Raw genomic sequence first — 18,002 nt, forward strand, 5'->3', positions numbered from 1 at the left:
CATGACCGTATCGTCCGTCCTCGTAGCCAACCGCGGCGAAATTGCCCGCCGCGTCTTCACCACCTGCCGCGCCGAAGGCATCGACACCGTGGCGGTGTTCTCCGACGCAGACGCCAATTCCCCGCACGTGCATGAGGCGGACTCCGCTGTGCGCCTACCCGGCAACAGCTCGTCGGAGACCTACCTTCGTGGCGAGCTCGTCATCGCCGCCGCAGTACAGGCCGGGGCCGACGCAGTACATCCGGGATACGGATTCCTCTCCGAGAACGCGGAATTCGCCCGACAGGTACTCGACGCCGGTTTGACGTGGATCGGGCCGCCCGTCAAGGCCATCGAGCTGATGGGCTCGAAGGTCGAGTCCAAGAAGATGATGGCCGACGCCGGAGTGCCGGTACTGACGCAGCTCGATCCCGAGTCCGTCACCGAGAACGAACTCCCGGTGCTGATCAAAGCCTCCGCTGGTGGCGGTGGTCGCGGTATGCGGATCGTGCGCAGCCTCGATGCGCTGCAGTCCGAAATCGAAGCTGCGGGGCGAGAAGCGCTGTCGGCGTTCGGTGACGGAACGGTGTTCGTCGAGCGCTACATCGAGACCGGCCGACACATCGAAGTTCAGGTCATGGCCGACCGGTTCGGCACCGTGTGGACAGTAGGCGAGCGTGAGTGCTCCATCCAACGTCGTCACCAGAAGGTCGTCGAAGAAGCGCCGTCACCGCTCGTCGAACGCATCGACGGTATGCGCGAGAAACTCTTCGATACAGCAACACTCGCCACCGAGGCCATCGGCTACGAGGGTGCGGGCACCGTCGAATTCCTCGCCGACGAGAAGGGCAACTTCTTCTTCCTGGAGATGAACACTCGTCTACAGGTGGAGCACCCGGTCACCGAATGCACGACGGGTCTGGATCTGGTGGCGCTGCAGATTCGGGTGGCGGCGGGGGAGCGGTTGCCCGCCGAGCAGCCGGCGACGCGCGGTCACTCCATCGAAGTTCGGCTTTACGCCGAGGATCCGGCTCAGGACTGGCAGCCGCAGAGCGGTGCCGTGCATCGATTCGAGATTCCCGGTGCGCAGTTCGAGGTGCTGGACCGGGCCGGAATCAGAGTCGATTCCGGCGTCGAGTCCGGCAGTGTGGTGGGAACGCAGTACGACCCGATGCTCGCCAAGGTCATCTCGTTCGCACCGACGCGAGACCAGGCGGCGAATCTGCTGGCTAAAGCGTTGCAGCGAGCCACGATCCACGGACTGAAGACCAACCGAGATCTGCTGGTCAACATCCTGCGGCACCCGTCGTTTCTGGCCGGCGACACCGACACCGCTTTCTTCGACACCCATGGTCTCGATGTGCTGTCGCTACCGATCGCCCAGGGTCGCGGCGTGGAGCTGTCGGCGCTCGCCGCAGCGCTCGCAGACGCGGCGCACAACACGGCGCAGGCGCGCGTGAACCGTGGACTACCCGGCGGCTGGCGCAACCTCCGGTCGCAGCCGCAGCGAAAGACCTACGACGACAGGACGGTCGAATACTCGATCGGACGCGGCGGACTCACCGCTTCGGTAGACGGTGTTTCGCTGGACGGCGTCGAACTCGTCGAGCACACACCGACCTCGGTGACGCTCGACGACAACGGGATTCGTCGTATCTTCGCAGTGCGCAGCTACGGTTCGGACGTGTTCGTCGATTCTGCGCTCGGACCTGTCCGCCTGGTGCGGGCGCCGCGGTTCACCGACCCCACCGACGAGGTGGCTGCGGGGTCGCTGCTGGCTCCGATGCCGGGCAGCGTCATCAGAATCGCTGCTGCGCAGGGCGATACCGTCATCGCGGGTCAACCGATCCTGTGGCTCGAGGCGATGAAGATGGAACACACAGTGACCGCACCTGCAGATGGTGTGCTCACCGAATTGAACGTCACAGAAGGTCAGCAAGTCGAAGTCGGTGCTGTTCTTGCCGTGGTCACAGAAAAGGGAGCGGAGCAATCATGAGTTTCATCGAGACCGAAGAGCAGAAGGGGCTGCGCAACGCAGTCTCGTCGCTGGGCAAGCGTTACAACTACATCGACTACGTTCTGCCCAAAGCGCGCAAGGGTGAGCCACTGACCGAACTGTGGAACGAGGCAGGCAAGCTCGGGTTCCTCGGCGTCAATCTGCCCGAAGAATTCGGCGGTGGCGGCGCAGGCATCTACGAGCTCGCGCTCGTTCAGGAAGAGCTTGCTGCGCACGGTGCCGGTCTGCTGCTCGTCGTCGTCAGCCCGGCGATCTGCGGCACCATCATCGGCAAGTACGGCACGGCAGATCAGAAGCAGGAGTGGCTCACCGCTCTGGCCGACGGTTCCAAGATCATGGTCTTCGGGATCACCGAGCCCGACGCCGGATCCAACTCGCATCAGATCACCACCACCGCGCGCCGAGATGGCGACGAGTGGATTCTCAAGGGCAACAAGATCTACATCTCCGGTGTCGACCAGGCCGACGCCGTATTGATCGTGGCCAGAACCGAAGACAGCAAGACCGGCAAGCTCAAGCCGGCCCTGTTCATCGTGCCCACCGACGCTCCGGGACTGCAGAAGACGCAGATGGAGATGGACATCATCGAGCCCGATCACCAGTTCGTGCTGTTCCTCGACGACGTCCGGCTGCCCGCCGAGGCACTCGTCGGTGAGGCCGACGCCGCTCTGATGCAGCTGTTCGCGGGCCTGAACCCCGAACGCATTCTCGGGGCCGCGATGGCCATCGGCATGGGCCGGTACGCCATCGACGCGGCGGTGAAGTACGCCAAGGAGCGCACGGTCTGGAAGACGCCGATTGGTGCGCACCAGGGTCTTTCTCATCCGTTGGCGCAGTGCAAGATCGAGCTCGAGCTCGCCAAGCTGATGATGCAGAAAGCGGCGGTGCTGTACGACTCCGGCGACGATTTCGGTGCGGCCGAGGCTGCGAACATGGCCAAGTACGCCGCCGCCGAGGCCAGCATCAAGGCGCTCGATCAGGCGATCCAGACCCACGGTGGTGCCGGCTTGAGCAGCGAGTACGGATTGGCTGCGATGCTCGGGGCCGCCCGTATCGCCCGTGTGGCTCCGGTGAGCAGGGAGATGATCCTCAACTTCGTGAGCCAGCACTCGCTCGGACTGCCCAGGAGCTACTGATGGCCGTTCTCGTCGAGTCGGGCAAAGACACAGCGTATTTGACGTTGGATTCGCCGCAGAACCGAAACGCGCTGTCGTCAGTGTTGGTCGAGGAGCTGACAGCGGGCCTCATCGCTGCGGCGCACGACGACGACGTCAGAACGATCGTGCTCGGCCACACCGGCACCACGTTCTGTGCCGGAGCCGACCTCCGAGAAGCCGGATCGTCACCGGAGCTGCGCACCCGGCAGATGCTCGACCTGATGCGGTTGATCATCGACACCCCTAAACCCGTTGTCGTGCAGATCGACGGGCATGTGCGCGCAGGTGGAATGGGGCTCGTCGCGGCCTGCGATATTGCGGTCGCCGGACCCCAGAGTTCGTTCGCGCTGACGGAGGTTCGCCTCGGCCTGGCGGCATCGGTCATCTCCGTTGCTGTGCTCCCGCGGCTTTCGTCTCGTGCGGCGAGTCGCTACTTCCTCACCGGGGAGACGTTCGACGGTGCTACCGCCGAGGCGATCGGTCTGGTCACCGTGGCCGACGCCGTTCCCGCGGCAGCGGTGGCCGACTACATGATCATGTTTCGGAAGTGTTCGCCGCAGGGCCTGGCCGAGTCGAAACAGCTCACCACCGCGGCGATCCGACGTGAGATCGACGAGCGAGGGACGGCAGTCGCCGAGCAATCGGCCAGGTTGTTTGCATCGGACGAGGCCCGAGAGGGGATGATGTCCTTTCTGGAGAAGAGACCTCCGTCCTGGGCGGCGGAGCGCTAGGTAGAGATGCAGTAAGTAGAAGGAGCAGGGAGATGGTGATGGCGCGCGAACCCAAGCAGGACCGCAGCAGGGTGACGCGCCAGCGACTGCTCGAGGCGACGATCGACTCGCTCGCCGAGCAGGGCTGGGTCGCAACGACGGTCGGTGTCGTCGCCGAGCGCGCCGGGGTCTCGCGCGGTGCGACCCAACACCATTTCCCGACGCGTGAGGACCTCATCACCGGAGCCCTCGAGTACATGTTCGACACTCGGATGGACGACGCGCGGCGCGAAGCACAGGACATTCCGCCGGGGCCAGGGCGGACGAAGCTCGTCGTGGAGCGGCTCGTCGAGTACTACACCGGCCCGATGTTCAAAGCGGCTCTGCAGGTGTGGACGGCCGCCTCGGCCGATCCCGAGTTGCGCGATCGAATCGTGCCCCTCGAAGAACGGTTCGGTCGCCGTGCCCATCAGATGGCCGTCGAGAACCTCGGGGTCGACGACAACGACCCCGTGACCCACCGCCTCGTGCAGGCGACCCTCGACCTCGCCCGCGGTTTGGGACTCGCCGATGTGCTCACCGATGATGCGCGTCGACGCGTCGAAATCGTTCGCACGTGGGCCGACGTTCTCGACGCATCGCTCGGCGCGAGGCACTCCGTCGTCGCAGGCTCGGTAGCTGGGTAGAACTCGCAGGCTCTGCAGCACCGACGAACCTGTGCTTGAGTCTGGCGGGTGACTTCCGATATCGCACGCGTGCACCGCGGCCACATCTTTCACGTTGCAGGCTCGCCCACCGTGACGGACGCCGCAACCGCGCTGGTGTCGATTCCCGACGGTGCCCTTGTCGTCGACGGCGACGGCATCATCGAGTTTTGCGGTGAGTTCGATTCTCTCCCAAGCCGATTCGCAGACCTCTCGGTTGCCGATCATCGACCGGGGTTTCTGCTGCCTGGATTCGTCGACACTCACATTCACTTTCCGCAGACCTACGCCGGCGATTCCTACGGCGGCGGTCAGCTTCTCGAATGGCTCAACACGTGCATCTTCCCGTCCGAGTCGCGCTTTGCCGATCCCGAGTTCGCCGCGGCGGCGGCCAGGGACTTCTGCGCCGCACGCATCCGAGCGGGCACGACGCAGGCGATGGTGTTCGGGTCGGCATTCCCGCACGCGCAGGATTCGCTGTTCTCCGAGACGCGCGAGCACGGACTGCGCATCGTCAGTGGCCGCGGTGTGCAGACCACCGGCCCGGCGTCGGCGAAGGCGTTGATCACCGGTGAGGACGAGGCCATCCGCCTGGTGTCCGAGGAGATCGAGAAGTGGCACGCCGCCGATACCGGCGACGTCGACACGGCGATGCTGCACGTGGCCGTCGTACCGAGGTTCTCGCTGTCGGTGACGACCGAGACGCTGAAGAACCTCGGCGAGCTCTACGACTCGGTACGGACACGTGGCGTCTACTTCCACACGCACCTCAACGAGAACAACCGACCGGGCACCGGCGAGATCGATGCCACCAAGAATGCCTACGGGGTCGATACCTACCTCGACACCTACGACGGCAAGTTTCTGCCGGGCTCACAGGTCGGGGGCAAGAGCTTTCTCGGCAGGCGAACCATTCTGGCGCACGCGGTGCACTGCCAGGACGCCGAACTGGAGCGGATGGCCGAGACCGGCACCTCCATCGCGCACTGTCCTACCTCGCAACAGTTTCTGGGCTCGGGCACGATGCCGTGGAAGCGAACCGTCGCCGCGGGAGTGAACATCGCCATCGGCTCCGACTTCGGCGGCGGTGACGAATGGTTGCTACCGCAAGTGCTGGCCGACGCCTTCAAGGTGCACATCTCCGAGTCCGGGGACGACGGGTTGTCGCTGCACCCGGCGGAACTGCTGTTCACCGGAACTCTCGCCGGGGCGCGCGCCTTGGACATGGAGAACCGGATCGGCAATTTCGACACCGGCAAGGAAGCCGACTTTGTCGTCGTCGATCCGTCCGCGTGGCCGCAGTTGGCGGCCGCGATCGACCACGGTGTTCGCGCCGACGATGCCGAACTGGCGCGAGACCAGACTCTGTTCGCCCTGCTGCTGGCGATGCGTGAACCTGCCATCGTCGGCGTGTACGTGCAGGGACGCGCTGTGCACGGCACATGACTGGAACGCCCTCCGATTGATAGGTTCAGTGCGGCGTCGAACTGCTGCAAACGTCGAACTGCAGGATCGGACAACCCGCGAAGGACCGCATGAAGCGAGTGGCACTGGTGATCACCGCGGTCGCCGCGCTGGTCGCGGGCTGCGGTGGTTCCGATACCGACGCCGCCGATGCCTCGACCGAGGCAGCGACGACGACCGGGGCGTACGAGCCCGGTCCGTTCTTCGGTGAATGCGGATCGATCACCGACGCCGAGGTGCAATCGGCGTTCGGAGCCGGCCCGTTCTCCCAGATCACCCGCAACTCCGTCGGCTGCCAGTGGGAGACCGTGGTCTTCAGTGGTCCGAGCGTCAGCTTCTCCTGGTACCGAGGCAGCCCGATCGGACGGGAACGCGCAGGCTCCGAGCTGATCGGCCGTCCGGCCAAGGACATCGAGATCGACGGCAACCCGGGGTTCGAGGCCGAGCAGGGCACGCTGTGCGAGATCGGCGTGCAGTTCGGCGACGACTTCTTTCATTGGTCCATCACGTACTCCGACCAACCCGCGGCGCGCCCGCCCTGCGACGTCGGAAACGAGCTCGCACAGCTGACGGTGGAGCGCAAGCAATGACGCGCAGACAAGTGATCGCGGCGGCGTCGACCCTGTTGCTCGTCGCTGGATGCTCCCAGACGGTCGAGGGCACGCCGCGGCCGGCGAGCTTCGGCGGCTCGGGTAGTCAAGAATTCACCGAGTTGTTGACCGAGTGTGATGCCGTCTCCGACGACCAGATCACGGAGACAGTCGGTGCCGAAGACATCGCGCGCGGCTTCTTCGGGGCCATCTGCCGATGGGATCTGATCGGCTCCGCGGGCATCGTGAAGGTGACGTTCAACTGGTTCGAATCCGGCACCCTGGCCGCCGAGCGGGCGGCCGACGAGAAGATGTTGTACACCGTCAGCGACACAACAGTGCAGGGCCGTAAGGCAATACAGGCCCAGCGTCCGAACGATTCCGCCTCGTGCGGAGTCTCGGCCGGTGCGGATCGGGACGGCATCTTCGGGTGGTGGGTGCAGTATCAGCCGGATGTCGCGCACCCCGATCCCTGCCAGGCCGCGGCGAAGCTGGCCGACCTCACACTCAACCTGAGCAGATAGGTTGCGTATCAGGGCGAAGGGTGTTTTGACCCGAGGCCGCGCCGCCGGGTATCGTTATGGGTCGTGTCCGGCCTGCCCGGACCGTTTGTGTGCCTATGCGAGGTACAGCCGTGCGCACGTTCGCTGAAAAGAGCGCGCAACCGGCTGGACGTGTGGGGGTATGCGACACACCCGACCGCGGGGTGCAAGAGACCCGCGATAGCAGTACTGGAGCAGCAGCAGTACCGGGTGAGGAGCAGTGTTCTCTTGCTCCAACTGCTAGATCCCTGTTTATCGACACGAAGAAAGCCGGTTTATGCCAACGATCAACCAGCTGGTCCGTAAGGGACGCACCGACAAGGTCGCGAAACTGAAGACCGCTGCCCTCAAGGGCAGTCCACAGCGCCGTGGCGTGTGCACTCGCGTGTACACCACCACCCCCAAGAAGCCGAACTCCGCTCTCCGTAAGGTCGCGCGTGTTCGCCTGACCTCCTCGGTCGAGGTCACCGCATACATCCCCGGTGAGGGTCACAACCTGCAGGAGCACTCGATGGTGCTCGTTCGCGGCGGTCGTGTGAAGGACCTCCCGGGTGTGCGTTACAAGATCATCCGCGGCTCGCTCGACACCCAGGGTGTCAAGAACCGCAAGCAGGCTCGCAGCCGCTACGGAGCCAAGAAGGAGAAGAGCTGATATGCCACGCAAGGGCCCAGCACCCAAGCGGCCGCTGATCAACGACCCGGTCTACGGATCGCCGTTGGTCACGCAGCTCGTCAACAAGATCCTCCTCGACGGCAAGAAGTCGACCGCAGAGCGCATCGTCTACCAGGCGCTCGAGCAGGCTCGCGAGAAGACCGGCACCGACCCCGTCGTCACGCTCAAGCGTGCACTCGACAACGTCAAGCCGGCCCTCGAGGTTCGCAGCCGTCGCGTCGGTGGTGCCACCTACCAGGTGCCCGTCGAGGTTCGTCCCGGCCGCTCCACCACGCTGGCACTGCGCTGGCTGGTCACGTTCTCGCGCGCTCGTCGTGAGAAGACCATGGTCGAGCGTCTGGCGAACGAGTTGCTCGACGCCAGCAACGGCCTCGGTGCCGCTGTGAAGCGTCGCGAGGACACTCACAAGATGGCCGAAGCCAACAAGGCGTTCGCCCACTACCGCTGGTGATCTCCTCGCTCGGGCGGTATTCGGAACTATCCGATACCGCCGGAGCGTTGATCAGCTCAGGCAATACCTCTTCCAACACCAAGGCGGGTTAACTCGTGGCACAGGACGTGCTGACCGACCTCAACAAGGTCCGCAACATCGGCATCATGGCCCACATCGATGCCGGCAAGACCACCACTACCGAACGCATCCTCTTCTACACCGGTATCTCCTACAAGATCGGTGAAGTTCACGATGGCGCAGCCACCATGGACTGGATGGAGCAGGAGCAGGAGCGTGGCATCACGATCACCTCTGCTGCCACGACGTGCTTCTGGAACGACAACCAGATCAACATCATCGACACCCCCGGTCACGTCGACTTCACCGTCGAGGTGGAGCGTTCGCTGCGCGTCCTCGACGGCGCTGTCGCAGTGTTCGACGGCAAAGAAGGTGTCGAGCCGCAGTCCGAGCAGGTCTGGCGTCAGGCCGACAAGTACGACGTGCCGCGCATCTGCTTCGTCAACAAGATGGACAAGCTCGGCGCGGACTTCTACTACACCGTGCAGACCATCATCGATCGTCTCGGTGCCAAGCCGCTGGTCATCCAGCTGCCCATCGGTGCAGAGAACGATTTCGAGGGCGTCATCGACCTCGTGCAGATGAAGGCGCTCGTGTGGAGTGGCGAGACCAAGCTCGGCGAGAAGTACGAGATCCAGGAGATCCCGGAAAACCTCAAGGAGCGCGCGGACGAGTACCGCACCATGCTGCTCGAGACCGTGGCCGAGTCCGACGAAGCGCTTCTGGAGAAGCACTTCGGTGGCGAAGAGCTCACGATCGACGAGATCAAGGGCGCCATCCGCAAGATGACGGTCAACAGCGAGCTGTACCCGATCCTGTGTGGATCCGCGTTCAAGAACAAGGGCGTTCAGCCCATGCTCGACGCGGTCATCGACTACCTCCCGTCTCCCCTCGACGTTGCCGAGACCATCGGACACGCCGTCGGCGACGAGGAGAAGGAGATCACTCGCAAGCCGTCCGCAGACGAGCCGTTCGCAGCTCTCGCATTCAAGATCGCGACGCACCCCTTCTTCGGCAAGCTCACCTACGTCCGGGTGTACTCGGGCAAGGTCGACTCCGGCGCTCAGGTCATCAACTCGACCAAAGGCAAGAAGGAGCGTCTGGGCAAGCTCTTCCAGATGCACTCCAACAAGGAGAACGCGATCGCGACTGCGTCTGCCGGTCACATCTACGCCGTCATCGGCCTCAAGGACACCACGACGGGTGACACGCTCTGCGATCCGCAGAACCAGATCATCCTCGAGTCCATGAGCTTCCCGGACCCGGTCATCCAGGTGTCGATCGAGCCGAAGACCAAGTCCGACCAGGAGAAGCTGGGAACAGCCATCCAGAAGCTCGCCGAAGAGGATCCCACCTTCTCGGTGAAGCTGGACGAGGACACCGGCCAGACCGTCATCGGCGGCATGGGCGAGCTGCACCTCGATATTCTCGTCGACCGTATGCGTCGCGAGTTCAAGGTCGAGGCCAACGTCGGCAAGCCCCAGGTCGCGTACCGCGAGACCATCCGCAAGACGGTCGAGAAGCACGACTACACGCACAAGAAGCAGACCGGTGGCTCCGGCCAGTTCGCGAAGGTCATCATCAAGCTCGAGCCTTTCGAGGGCGAAGACGGCGCGACCTACGAGTTCGAGAACAAGGTCAGCGGTGGTCGTGTGCCCAGGGAGTACATCCCCTCGGTCGACGCAGGTGCTCAGGACGCCATGCAGTACGGTGTTCTCGCCGGATACCCGCTGGTCAACGTCAAGGTCACACTGCTCGACGGTGCGTACCACGACGTCGACTCGTCGGAAATGGCCTTCAAGGTCGCCGGCTCACAAGCGTTCAAGGAAGCCGCCCGTAAGGCCAGCCCCGTCATTCTCGAACCCGTCATGGCCGTCGAGGTCATCACGCCCGAGGATTACATGGGTGAGGTCATCGGCGACCTGAACTCCCGCCGTGGTCAGATCCAGGCCATGGAGGAACGCAGCGGTGCCCGTATCGTCAAGGCACTGGTTCCGCTGTCGGAGATGTTCGGCTACATCGGAGACCTTCGGTCGAAGACGCAGGGCCGCGCTAACTACTCCATGGTCTTCGATTCGTACGCAGAAGTTCCCGCGAACGTAGCGAAGGAAATCATCGCGAAGGTCAACGGAGAGTAATTCTCTTCGTTTGCTGGACCACGCTCGACCTGTAATAAGTAACAACACATACGCGTGCTTGCCCCGCAGGGGTACGCACAGATCAGTCCAGGAGGACACACAGTGGCGAAGGCGAAGTTCGATCGGACGAAGCCGCACGTCAACATCGGCACCATCGGTCACGTTGACCACGGTAAGACGACGCTGACGGCTGCAATCACCAAGGTTCTGCACGACAAGTTCCCGGACCTGAACGAGGCATCGGCTTTCGATCAGATCGACAAGGCTCCGGAGGAGAAGGCTCGTGGTATCACGATCAACATCTCCCACGTCGAGTACCAGACCGAGAAGCGCCACTACGCGCACGTCGATGCACCGGGTCACGCCGACTACATCAAGAACATGATCACCGGCGCGGCTCAGATGGACGGCGCAATCCTGGTCGTGGCAGCTACCGATGGCCCGATGCCGCAGACCCGCGAGCACGTGCTGCTCGCCCGCCAGGTCGGTGTTCCGTACATCCTGGTCGCACTGAACAAGGCCGACATGGTCGACGACGACGAGATCATCGAGCTCGTCGAGATGGAGGTCCGCGAGCTCCTCGCTTCGCAGGAGTTCGACGAGGACGCACCGGTCATCAAGGTCTCCGCACTCAAGGCACTCGAGGGTGACGAGAAGTGGGGCGAGTCGGTTCTGGAGCTCATGCAGGCCGTCGACGATTCCGTTCCGGATCCCGTCCGTGAGACCGACAAGCCGTTCCTCATGCCCGTCGAGGACGTCTTCACCATCACCGGTCGTGGCACCGTGGTCACCGGACGTATCGAGCGCGGCTCGGTCAACGTCAACGAAGAGGTCGAGATCGTCGGCATCCGCCCCGGCTCGACCAAGACCACCGTCACCGGAATCGAAATGTTCCGCAAGCTGCTCGACTCGGGTCAGGCAGGCGACAACGTCGGCCTCCTCGTTCGTGGCATCAAGCGCGAAGACGTCGAGCGTGGACAGGTCATCATCAAGCCCGGCACCACGACTCCCCACACGGAGTTCGAGGGCAACGCCTACATCCTCTCGAAGGACGAGGGCGGCCGCCACACGCCGTTCTTCAACAACTACCGCCCGCAGTTCTACTTCCGTACCACGGACGTTACGGGCGTTGTGACCCTCCCCGAGGGCACCGAGATGGTCATGCCCGGTGACAACACCGAGATGTCCGTCACGCTGATCCAGCCGGTCGCCATGGATGTCGGCCTCCGTTTCGCAATCCGTGAGGGCGGTCGTACCGTCGGAGCCGGTCGCGTCACGAAGATCGTCAAGTGATCTAGTTTCACCCAGCTCTACCGAAGCGGCACCCACCTTCTGGTGGGTGCCGCTTTTGCGTGTGCACGCGACCTCCTCAATGTGCGGCCTCCCTTGTGCGGCCCTGCCTTGTGCGTCCCTCCCGTCGGACGGCCCTCCCGTCGGGATCAATGTGGGTTTCAGTCGCTCAGACTGCAACAAAGTCGCATTGATCCGGCGGGTAGAGGGGAGTGCACGACCGGAAAATGGGACGCATCGGACGCCCCACTCCCGTAACGTCGCTGCGGTGCTACTGACCGTGACTGCAAATGCCACAACCGATTTCCCGGACACCTCCGACATCGGGTATTTGTTGCACAAGCACCCCGATCGCGTGCTGAGCCGAAACCTGCCCATGGGTGCCGCGACGGTGCTGTATCCCGAGGTCTCGGCAGAGCGGACAACCCTCGCAGTACTGCTCGACGCTACCGACGACAAGAGTCCTGCCGCATCGGGGTATGCGGTGGCACTGTCTCGGTTGTTCAAGCAGGCATTGACCGGCGTGTGCGCGACTAGACCCGAGTTGGTCTCTGCCGCAATCGATCTGACTGTGTCGATGCCTGTCGCGCCGTCTCGCGGTGCGGCCGACCTCACGTCACGGTTGTTCGGTCCCCTGGGATGGACCGTCGAGGCGACGCCCATTCCGCTCGACCCGACGCAGCCGGAATGGGGCAACTCCGAATACGTCGACCTCGTTCTCACCGGCACGTTCACTCTGTCGGCAGCGCTGCGGCACCTGTACGTACTCCTTCCGGTTCTCGACGACGCCAAGCACTACTGGGTTGGCGAGGACGAGGCAGACAAACTCGTTCGAGCAGCGGGGGATTGGCTCGGAGACCACCCCGAATCGTCGTTGATCGCATCCCGCTACCTGGCGCACCGCCGCGAACTCGTGGCCTCCGCACTGGACCGACTGGTGCCCGACGCTCCGCAGGACGACGTTGCCCCGAGGGATCCGACGTTGTCCGAGCAGCGGGTACGCGCCGTGCTGGCAGCGCTGACAGACGTCGGCGCGAAGTCGGTGATCGACCTGGGCTGCGGCGAGGGTCGTCTGCTGCGAGAACTGCTGGTGGACAGTACTTTCGAGCGCATAGTCGGTGTCGACGTGAGCGATCGTGCACTTGCCAAGGCGCACCGTCGGCTGCGTCTGGACGACATGGCGGATCGGCAGCGGGCGCGTATCGAACTGCTCCAGTCGTCGGCGACCTACCGCGACGTGCGGTTGCAGGGATTCGACGCGATGGTGCTCATGGAGGTGATCGAGCACGTCGACCTCGATCGGCTTCCAGCGTTGGTGTGCTCGGTCTTTCGCGAGGCCCGTCCCCGGACGGTTCTCGTGACCACACCGAACTCCGAATACAACGTGCTGTACCCCGGGCTCGAACCGGATGCCTTCCGTCATGTCGACCACCGATTCGAGTTCACCCGCAACGAATTCGAGCAGTGGGCGTCATCGGTAGCCGACGGCCACGCCTACTCGGTTCGTTTCGACAGCATCGGCCCCGTCGACGACACGCACGGCACCCCGACCCAGATGGCCGTCTTCACTCGAAAGGAGCAGTCCCAGTGAGTACTTTCGACATTCCGGATCTGTCCCTCGTCGTACTCGTCGGCATCAGCGGCTCCGGCAAGTCGTCGTTCGCGGCGCAGCACTTCGGTCCGTACGAGACCGTGTCGAGTGATGCCTGCCGAGGGATGGTGAGCAACGACCCCAATCTGCAGAGCGCAACCAAGGATGCGTTCGCGCTGCTGGAATTTCTGGTCGCGACCAGGTTGCGGGCCGGCCTGCTCACAGTCGTCGACGCCACCAATGTGCAACCGGCCGCCCGCAAGGCGTTGATCGCGCTGGCCCGAGAACACGACGTGCTGCCGGTTGCCGTCGTGCTCGATGTGCCGGAATCGGTGTGTGCACAGCGCAATGCCGAGCGCACCGACAGGACGTTCGGCCGAGATGTGCTGCGCCGTCAGCAGTCACAGTTGCAGCGGTCCATGCGAGGTCTGGCCAAGGAAGGGTTTCGTTCGGTTCATGTGCTCGACGGTGTCGATGCGGTGGTGTCGGCGACGTTCGTTCGTACGCCTCTGCGTAGTGATCGACGTGAGCTGACCGGGCCGTTCGACGTCATCGGCGATATCCACGGGTGTCTCACCGAGCTCGAAAGCCTGCTCGCAGCATTGGGTTACACGGTGGAGCGTGACGACGCCGGTCGTGCGGTCGGCGCAACGCCGCCGGGCGGACGGACGGCTGTGTTCCTCGGTGACTACGTCGATCGTGGGCCCGACTCGGTGGGAGTGCTGCGGCTGGTGATGGGGATGGTCGGTGCCGGTGCGGCGCTGGCAGTCCCGGGCAACCACGAGAACAAGCTCGTCAAGGCGCTGCGAGGTCGGAAAGTGACGGCCTCGCACGGTCTCGCCGAGACCCTCGAACAGCTCGACGCCGAGTCGGCAGAGTTCCGCCGGGAGGTACTCGAGTTCTGCGACGGTCTCGTCGCGCACCTCGTGCTCGACGGCGGAAGGCTCGTCGTCGCGCACGCCGGTCTGATCGAGAAGTACCACAACCGGGCGTCGGGCAGAGTTCGAAGCTTTGCTCTGTACGGCGACACCACCGGGGAGACCGACGAATTCGGCCTGCCGGTTCGATATCCGTGGGCGAAGGACTATCGCGGTTCGGCGACGGTGCTCTATGGGCATACTCCGGTGCCGGATGTGGAGTGGGAGAACAACACTGCGTGTCTCGACACCGGTTGCGTATTCGGTGGCAAGTTGACGGCGCTGCGTTACCCGGAGCGCGAGATCGTGTCGGTGCCGGCCGAGCAGGTCTGGTACGAGCCGGCTCGTCCAGTGGGTGCATTCGTGAGAGATGCGGCGTCGCTCGATCTGTCGGACGTGATCGGTCCGACAGGTGTCGAGACGTCGCTGCGCGGACGGGTATCGATTCGGCCCGAAAATGCTGCCGGGGCATTGGAGGTGATGAGTCGGTTTGCGCTCGCTCCGCAGTGGCTGCACTATCTGCCGCCGACGATGGCACCGAGTCGAACCTCGGAGCGCGACGGGTACCTCGAGTATCCGACGGAGGCGTTCGACGCGTATCGGGCGCTCGGTGCGTCGGCGGTGATCTGCGAGGAGAAGCACATGGGTTCGCGGGTCGTCGTGGTCGTGTGTCGCGATGCCGAGACCGCGCGGGAGAAGTTCGATGCACCGGAGGGAGTGCTCGGTACTGCGTACACCCGCACCGGTCGTCCCGTGTTCGACGAAGCACTGACGGGAGAGCTGATCTCCGGAGTGGCCGACGCGCTCGAAAGAGCCGGGGTGTGGGACGAAGTGGATTCGCGCTGGCTGATTCTCGATTGTGAGCTGATGCCCTGGTCTGCGAAGGCGGAGGGGCTGATCAAGACCGAGTATGCCGCTGTTGCTGCGGAGTCTCGGGCCACTCTCGAGGCCGAAGCAGGTGTGCTTGCTCAGGCTGCGTCGCGTGGTCTGGACATGCAGGAACTGAGAGAGCGCAACAGAGTTCGCCAGGACAATCTGGTGGAGTTCACCGCTGCCTATCGGCGCTACATCTGGCCGATCGACGGATTGAGTGGCGTTCGGATTGCGCCGTTCCAGGTGTTGGCGTCGAACCTCGGAACCTTTGCCGATCGTCCGCACCAGTGGCACCTCGATCTCGCCGACCGGATGGTGACGGCTGCTCCCGAGGTGTTCGCCGCGACCCGTCGGATCGAGGTGGATCTGGCATCGGTCGATTCGGTTGCGGCAGGAGAGAAATGGTGGGAGGAGTTGACGGCTCAGGGCGGCGAAGGCATGGTCGTCAAACCTGCAGAGAACTGTCCGCGCGGAAAGATGCAGCCCGGTATGAAGGTTCGCGGCCGAGAGTATCTGCGGCTGATTTACGGTGCCGACTACACCGACCCGGATCGGCTGACTGCACTGCGGAACCGGAACGTGGGACACAAGCAGTCGATGGCTCTGCGCGAATACGCACTCGGCATGGAGGCGTTGGACCGATCGGTGCGCAATGAACCGCTGTATCGCATCCACCAGGCGGTATTCGCGGTACTGGCACTGGAATCGGAGCCGGTGGACCCGCGGTTGTAGGTGCCGATCATCGAAGGCGCGGCAGTCCATTAGACCGGGAGTGCTGCGCCCACCCCTGCCTGGATCAATGTGGATTTCAGTCGCTCAGAATGCAACAAAGGCGCATTGATCCGGGCCGGGGGAGGGAGAGGGGGAGGGCGCGGTCTCAGTCCTTCGGCGACGCGAATGGAGTGATTCCAGCACTGATGGGTGCTGCAATTGCGGCGGTCACCGCTATGGATGCCCAGAAGGTCTGTGAGTCCAGCAGCAGACCGCCGGCGAGACCGCAGACCGCGACAACGAGGCCGGACCCGATCAGTAATGCCGATCCGACAGCGGCTTGTACGAGGGTGGGGGTATGGCGTGCTTTCAGCCAGATCATCGTCCCGGTCGTTGCGAACACCAGGGGAACGTAGAAGTAAACAGAACTGTCACCGAGTTTCGCGGCGAAGGCGGTAACCACCAGCACCGCCCCGAATGCCACTGGAACGGCGAGAGGCATTCCACCGGACCATCGCTCGAACCTAGTGCGCGTCGATGCAACCATGGCCATACCGTACCGCCGGGACTGTTACCGGCGCTTGTCGACGTGCAACTGAATGCGGGTAGCGACGTACGTACCAGCGAGAGATTCAGCGACGAATGCGGCTCGTGATTCGGCCAGGGAGGTGAAGGCAACTACATCGAAGTCCGCTGCAGCATAGACCGATACAGCGATGGTGGGCATTCCGCGATCATCGATCGCTGTTCCTCTGGCTCGTCGAACACCGTGAAATTCTGCCAACTCCGAGGCCACGCCGGAAGCGATGGCGCTCAGGTCCGCGTGCGCCGAGAAGTGTGGCTGCTCGATGACGCTCGCCGTTCCGGTACTTCGGGGAGAGAAGTTGCCGATCAGCAACACCAGAGCCACCACGACGGCGGCTGCGACGACGATCGCCAGCGTCGGTATCCACCATCCCTGCTGCGGCAACTCCGCAATACGCGCACGGTCGAAGCGAGACAGCGTCTCTCGTGCCCACGGAACGTCGTAGTGCCAGGCAAGGGCGAAGCCGCCACCGGCCACGAGCACGAGCCCAGCGACGATGGCGAGAAGCCGATCCACCCCGGCGACGAATGTCTTCACGAGACCCTCGTCGGCTGCGCTACCGAATGCTGAACCGTCAGCCTGCGTCCACCCGCGGCGACGGACAGCACCGAAGCAAGGGAATCGCGCACGGCAGTATCGACACTGTCGACCTCGAAACCAGGATCGCGCTCCACCCGCACCTCGATCTTCTTTCGCGTCACCACGGTATGCGCGTCCGTGACTCCGCGAGTGGACTGCGCTGCAGCACTGCACAATCGAGCGATATCGGTGGGAGTTGCCCAGACGGTCGGTGCCCCGTCGCCCAGGCCGGAATGAGTTTTCGTGCGCGGTTTGACTCCGACGAACACGAGTGACAATCCGACGAGGGCGGAACCGATCGCGGCGGCGATCATCCAACTCTGCCAGTGCAATCGGGCGACCCAGCCTGTTGCGTCGGCGATCCACGGACTGCCACCGATACTTCCGTGCGCGATGAAGAACTCGCGGCCGGCTACGAAGGCAACGCCCAGCAGCATGAACCCGAACAGCAGCGCGACCGGCATCGCGGCCGGACCGGCGGTGGGTGGACGGGGTGAAACAGCCTGCGAAGCATCGGGATTCGCCTCAGGTGCGGGACCGCTGTCGAGGGTGGTGACGGATACCAGCACGTTCACGCGATGCACGTGCAGTCCCGTCATCGTCTCCAGTGCTTCTTCGACGGCTGTGTGCACTGCCTGGGTGACCTCGGTGATCTGCGACGGCCACCGGACGCCGATGTAGAGGTTGACGGCAATCGTGTCCGCACCGAGGGTGACGTCGGCGCGGGGTAGCTCTCGCCCGGTCAGTCGCGAGAGGCCACCGGTGGTGCGGGTGACCCGAGGGTCTTTCAAGGCCGCTGCGATGGCAGTGCGGGAGATGGCCCGATCCTTTATTTCCACACTGCCGCGCGAACCGGGGTCGTCGCTGACCTCGTCGGATGCAGCCTGCGTCGTCACCGAGAATCCTTTGCGCCGGTCGCGGCTCGCTCTGGTGCGGCTCGCGCTCCACAACTGTAGTGACGACCGACGTC

Annotated in this window: 16 protein-coding genes; 13 read left to right on the plus strand and 3 right to left on the minus strand. The window is 63.9% G+C overall.

Annotated features, from left to right (window positions below; all coding sequences use genetic code 11):
* The first annotated feature begins 1 nt into the window (after window position 1).
* The 13 genes from ACQR3T_RS22400 (at window position 2) to ACQR3T_RS22460 (ending at window position 15,888) form a co-directional block, all read left to right on the plus strand.
* Window positions 2-1,975, plus strand: a complete 1,974-nt coding sequence (locus tag ACQR3T_RS22400; RefSeq protein ID WP_428694870.1) for an acetyl/propionyl/methylcrotonyl-CoA carboxylase subunit alpha — start codon at window positions 2-4, stop codon at window positions 1,973-1,975.
* Window positions 1,972-3,132, plus strand: a complete 1,161-nt coding sequence (locus ACQR3T_RS22405) for an acyl-CoA dehydrogenase family protein (protein ID WP_428694871.1) — start codon at window positions 1,972-1,974, stop codon at window positions 3,130-3,132. Before ACQR3T_RS22400 ends, ACQR3T_RS22405 begins: the two co-directional genes overlap by 4 nt.
* Complete coding sequence (locus ACQR3T_RS22410) at window positions 3,132-3,884, plus strand: enoyl-CoA hydratase family protein (protein ID WP_032380501.1); 753 nt, start codon at window positions 3,132-3,134, stop codon at window positions 3,882-3,884. Before ACQR3T_RS22405 ends, ACQR3T_RS22410 begins: the two co-directional genes overlap by 1 nt.
* A 38-nt stretch (window positions 3,885-3,922) precedes the next feature.
* A complete protein-coding gene (locus ACQR3T_RS22415; protein ID WP_032380839.1) occupies window positions 3,923-4,549 on the plus strand; it encodes a TetR/AcrR family transcriptional regulator in 627 nt (208 codons plus the stop codon).
* 60 nt (window positions 4,550-4,609) lie between these two features.
* Window positions 4,610-6,013 (plus strand): guanine deaminase, encoded by a 1,404-nt coding sequence (locus tag ACQR3T_RS22420; protein ID WP_428694971.1) that lies wholly within the window; start codon window positions 4,610-4,612, stop codon window positions 6,011-6,013.
* An 89-nt stretch (window positions 6,014-6,102) separates the two neighbouring features.
* A complete protein-coding gene (locus tag ACQR3T_RS22425) occupies window positions 6,103-6,621 on the plus strand; it encodes a DUF3558 domain-containing protein (RefSeq protein WP_032380503.1) in 519 nt (172 codons plus the stop codon).
* Entirely contained in the window at window positions 6,618-7,145 is a 528-nt protein-coding gene (locus ACQR3T_RS22430) for a DUF3558 domain-containing protein (protein WP_032380504.1), read from the plus strand. Before ACQR3T_RS22425 ends, ACQR3T_RS22430 begins: the two co-directional genes overlap by 4 nt.
* A gap of 295 nt (window positions 7,146-7,440) precedes the next feature.
* Complete coding sequence (gene rpsL, locus ACQR3T_RS22435; RefSeq protein WP_008714048.1) at window positions 7,441-7,815, plus strand: 30S ribosomal protein S12; 375 nt, start codon at window positions 7,441-7,443, stop codon at window positions 7,813-7,815.
* A 1-nt stretch (window position 7,816) separates the two neighbouring features.
* Window positions 7,817-8,287: a 30S ribosomal protein S7 gene (gene rpsG, locus ACQR3T_RS22440; protein WP_003941856.1), complete on the plus strand. Its 471-nt coding sequence runs from the start codon at window positions 7,817-7,819 to the stop codon at window positions 8,285-8,287.
* Between the two features lie 95 nt (window positions 8,288-8,382).
* Window positions 8,383-10,485 (plus strand): elongation factor G, encoded by a 2,103-nt coding sequence (gene fusA, locus ACQR3T_RS22445; RefSeq protein ID WP_032380505.1) that lies wholly within the window; start codon window positions 8,383-8,385, stop codon window positions 10,483-10,485.
* 102 nt (window positions 10,486-10,587) lie between these two features.
* Window positions 10,588-11,778, plus strand: a complete 1,191-nt coding sequence (tuf, locus tag ACQR3T_RS22450; protein WP_032380840.1) for an elongation factor Tu — start codon at window positions 10,588-10,590, stop codon at window positions 11,776-11,778.
* 277 nt (window positions 11,779-12,055) lie between these two features.
* Window positions 12,056-13,366, plus strand: coding sequence for a 3' terminal RNA ribose 2'-O-methyltransferase Hen1 (locus ACQR3T_RS22455; protein ID WP_428694872.1), 1,311 nt, complete (start codon window positions 12,056-12,058; stop codon window positions 13,364-13,366).
* A complete protein-coding gene (locus tag ACQR3T_RS22460; RefSeq protein ID WP_428694873.1) occupies window positions 13,363-15,888 on the plus strand; it encodes a polynucleotide kinase-phosphatase in 2,526 nt (841 codons plus the stop codon). Before ACQR3T_RS22455 ends, ACQR3T_RS22460 begins: the two co-directional genes overlap by 4 nt.
* Before the next feature lie 145 nt (window positions 15,889-16,033).
* Here the strand turns inward: ACQR3T_RS22460 and ACQR3T_RS22465 are convergent, their stop codons facing one another.
* Genes ACQR3T_RS22465 through ACQR3T_RS22475 form a run of 3 tightly spaced genes read right to left on the minus strand, consistent with a single transcriptional unit; the run spans window position 16,034 to window position 17,928 of the window.
* Complete coding sequence (locus ACQR3T_RS22465; protein ID WP_428694874.1) at window positions 16,034-16,414, minus strand: hypothetical protein; 381 nt, start codon at window positions 16,412-16,414, stop codon at window positions 16,034-16,036.
* 24 nt (window positions 16,415-16,438) lie between these two features.
* A complete protein-coding gene (locus ACQR3T_RS22470; RefSeq protein WP_428694875.1) occupies window positions 16,439-16,990 on the minus strand; it encodes a hypothetical protein in 552 nt (183 codons plus the stop codon).
* Window positions 16,987-17,928 carry an Asp23/Gls24 family envelope stress response protein gene (locus ACQR3T_RS22475; protein WP_428694876.1) on the minus strand — a complete coding sequence of 314 codons (942 nt, stop codon included), beginning with the start codon at window positions 17,926-17,928 and terminating at the stop codon, window positions 16,987-16,989. Before ACQR3T_RS22475 ends, ACQR3T_RS22470 begins: the two co-directional genes overlap by 4 nt.
* Between the last annotated feature and the right edge of the window lie 74 nt (window positions 17,929-18,002).

The sequence above is a fragment of the Rhodococcus sp. IEGM1428 genome, assembly GCF_050321865.1.
Lineage (GTDB): Bacteria > Actinomycetota > Actinomycetes > Mycobacteriales > Mycobacteriaceae > Rhodococcoides.